Genomic DNA, 2,600 nt, shown 5'->3' with positions numbered 1-2,600 from the left:
GGCTCGACGCCATTGACCTTGGCCCAGTCCTCACAGGTCTCCTGTACCAACAGGCTGACGTCCAGCGGCTGGGTGTCGGGCTGCATGCCGGGCGCCAGCTCGCTGACGTCGTCGACCAGGCGCTTGAGCCTTTGCACATTGGAGGCGACCATCCTGGTCAGCTGCTCGGCGCGCCCGCCGGCGACGTCCTCGGCCAGCAAGGCATTGGCCTGGGCGATGGCCGCCAGCGGGTTGCGAATCTCGTGAGCGATGCCGGCCGACACCCGGCCCATGGCGGCCAGTTTCTCCTGGCGGGTACGCGCCAGCAGCTCGCGGTTGTCCTCGACGAACAGCACGCACAGCTCCTCGCTGCCCTCGCGCTGGCGTGTGAAGCGCAGGCGCAGGCGCAGGCTGCGCGCGGCGCCGCTGTCCAGCGCCAGCGCCACGTCGACTTCCGCTCCTCCATCACCGGCGTTGCCGCCATAGGCTCGCTCCAATGCGAGCACCAGAGGCTGCCAGTCGGCCCGCCCGCGCAACTGCCAGCTCAGCTCTCCGCTGGCGGCGCCCAACAGGCTGCGCGCCGCCGGGTTCATCGCGCGGATGCGGCCACGCCGGTCGACGACGAGCACGCCCTCCTGCATCTCATCGATGACCAGGCGGTTCAGCAGCTCCTGCTGGCGGGCGAGCGCCAGGCTGCCCCGTGCGGCCTTCTCCTCGCGAGCGAGCCGCGCGCTGAGCTCACCGGCGAGCAGGCTCACGGCGAACAGGCCGCTGCCCACCAGGCCGGCCTGCGTCGTCTTCAGGCCCACGTCCAGGCCGGCCAGCAGCGACCAGGCGGCCGCACCGAGCAGGCCCAGCGTTGCCATCGCCGCTGTAGCCAGCGCCAGCATGCGCGGGCTCAGCACGGCCGCCATCAGCACCGGCATGACGAAGAGGGCGCCGTAGTTCACCCCACTCGGGTCCAGCGCATGCAGCACGCCGAACAGGATCAAGTCCACGCCGATGGCGCTCCACCAATGGGGGCTGCTGATGCGCGCCAGGCTGCGCGCCGAGGCGCCCCGCCGCAGCTGCGGCGCCAGCCACAGGGCCAGGGCTGCCATGGCATAGGACAGGCTCAGAGCCAGCGTCGAGCGCGCCGGCGTCGTGCCGAGAACGACCGAGATCAGTTGGGCCATCACCAGGGCCAGGCCCAGGGCTGCACGCGCCGACAGGAAGGCGCGGTAAAGACGCTCGAACGAAGCGCTGGCCTCGGCCGGCGGCTCCGCCGGCGGCTGCTCGACGAACCAGCTGCCGGCGCCGGCCACCGTCAGGCCTGCCCCTCGCGGGCCTCGAAGCTGGTGCGATGCGCCGAGCTGCAGAACACGCCACCCTTGCCCGGCAGCGCCTCATCGACGGGCAGATGCATGCCGCATTCGGCGCAGCGCAGCATGGCTTGCGGCGGCGCCGGCGGCTGGGGCTTGCGCGCCTCGGGTTCGCGCGGCCGGCCGCGCTTGATGCCCAGCACAAAGAACAGGCCCGCCAGCAGGGCCAGCAGCAGCAGGTATTTCATGCGCCGCCTCCGTTGACACCGCGCTGCAGGATGACCTCCAGCACGAAGCGCGAGCCGGCGTAGGACAACAGCAGCAAGGCCGCGCCGGCGTAGAGCCAGCGCGTCGCACGCCGCCCGCGCCAGCCGTAGATGCGCCGCCCGACCAGCAGGCCGGTCAGCACCAGCCAGCCCAGCACGGCCAGCAGGTTCTTGTGGTCCCAACGCCAATGCGGCGTGAACCACCATCCCAGCAGAATGGCCAGGGACAGCACGCCGACGCCGGCGGCCACGAACTGGAAGGTCAGGCGCTCAAGCCGCAGCAGCGGCAGCCCGGCCGGTGTCGACTGCTTGCGGCGCAGCTGCATCTCGGCGCGGTTCATCAGCGCCGCATGCAGCACCGCCACGCCAAACAGGCCGTAGGACGCCAGGCCCAGCACCCAGTGCAACGGCGCCCAGGGCGACGCGGCCAGCGGCCGGCTCTCGCCGGGGAAGCCCCAAGCCAGCAGCACGGCCGCCGCCGCCAGCCAGGCCAGCACGCGCCGCACGCTGTGCAGGGGCAGGAAGCGGCTTTCAACCAGATAGACCGTCAGCACCAGCCAGGTCGTCATCGACAGCGCCGGCGCGAAACCGAAGCGCGCGCCCGGTTCGGCCAGGCCGTAGCCACTGATATCTATATAGAGGGCAGCGAACTGGGCCGTCCAGGCCAGGGCCATGGGCGGCACGGACCGCAGCGGCCGCCGCACGGAGGCATCGTCGCCGGCTCGCGCGCGCAGCAGGCCAACCCAGACATATCCCAGCAGCGCCAGCGCGCTGGCGACGGCCAATGCCGGCCCGGGGCCGAGGCTTTGGGCGCCGGCTGCGGCGTCTCCAGCATCGGCAAGAAGGGCGGGCGATAAACTCATGGCTGCAGTGTACTTTTGGCCTGCCGCCGTTCTGGCGGTCCAGGAGGCTGTCGGGCTTTGGGCGGGGTGCGCGCCGAGGCGAGTTGCGRGGCCAGGCTAGGCGTCGACGAGGCGTTGGGTGGGGCCCAGCAACGAGTCGGCAAGACGCATGGCCCCGCAAATCGCCTCGGCCCTTCGGGTTGGGTCTGCAA

The 2,600-nt window shown here is 71.6% G+C and carries 3 protein-coding genes; all 3 read right to left on the bottom strand.

Annotation, left to right across the window (positions count from 1 at the left end; all coding sequences use genetic code 11):
• The coding region (locus tag AC1DU6_RS26905; protein ID WP_477860858.1) for a histidine kinase dimerization/phospho-acceptor domain-containing protein at positions 1–1,283 on the bottom strand (1,283 nt) is incomplete at its 3' end.
• Positions 1,284–1,285: 2 nt separating this feature from the next.
• Positions 1,286–1,528, bottom strand: coding sequence for a PP0621 family protein (locus AC1DU6_RS26900; protein WP_056203534.1), 243 nt, complete (start codon positions 1,526–1,528; stop codon positions 1,286–1,288).
• Positions 1,525–2,409, bottom strand: coding sequence for a cytochrome C assembly family protein (locus AC1DU6_RS26895; protein ID WP_457322873.1), 885 nt, complete (start codon positions 2,407–2,409; stop codon positions 1,525–1,527). Before AC1DU6_RS26895 ends, AC1DU6_RS26900 begins: the two co-directional genes overlap by 4 nt.
• Positions 2,410–2,600 lie beyond the last annotated feature (191 nt).

The organism is Roseateles sp. P5_B10, assembly GCF_056400485.1.
Note: the sequence above shows the minus strand (reverse complement) of the source record. Positions and strands in the feature narration are given on the sequence as shown.

Coding starts and splice junctions, on each gene's coding strand:
- AC1DU6_RS26900 (WP_056203534.1), bottom strand. CDS start 1,528: ATGAAATACCTGCTGCTGCTGGCCCTGCTGGCGGGCCTGTTCTTTGTG.
- AC1DU6_RS26895 (WP_457322873.1), bottom strand. CDS start 2,409: ATGAGTTTATCGCCCGCCCTTCTTGCCGATGCTGGAGACGCCGCAGCC.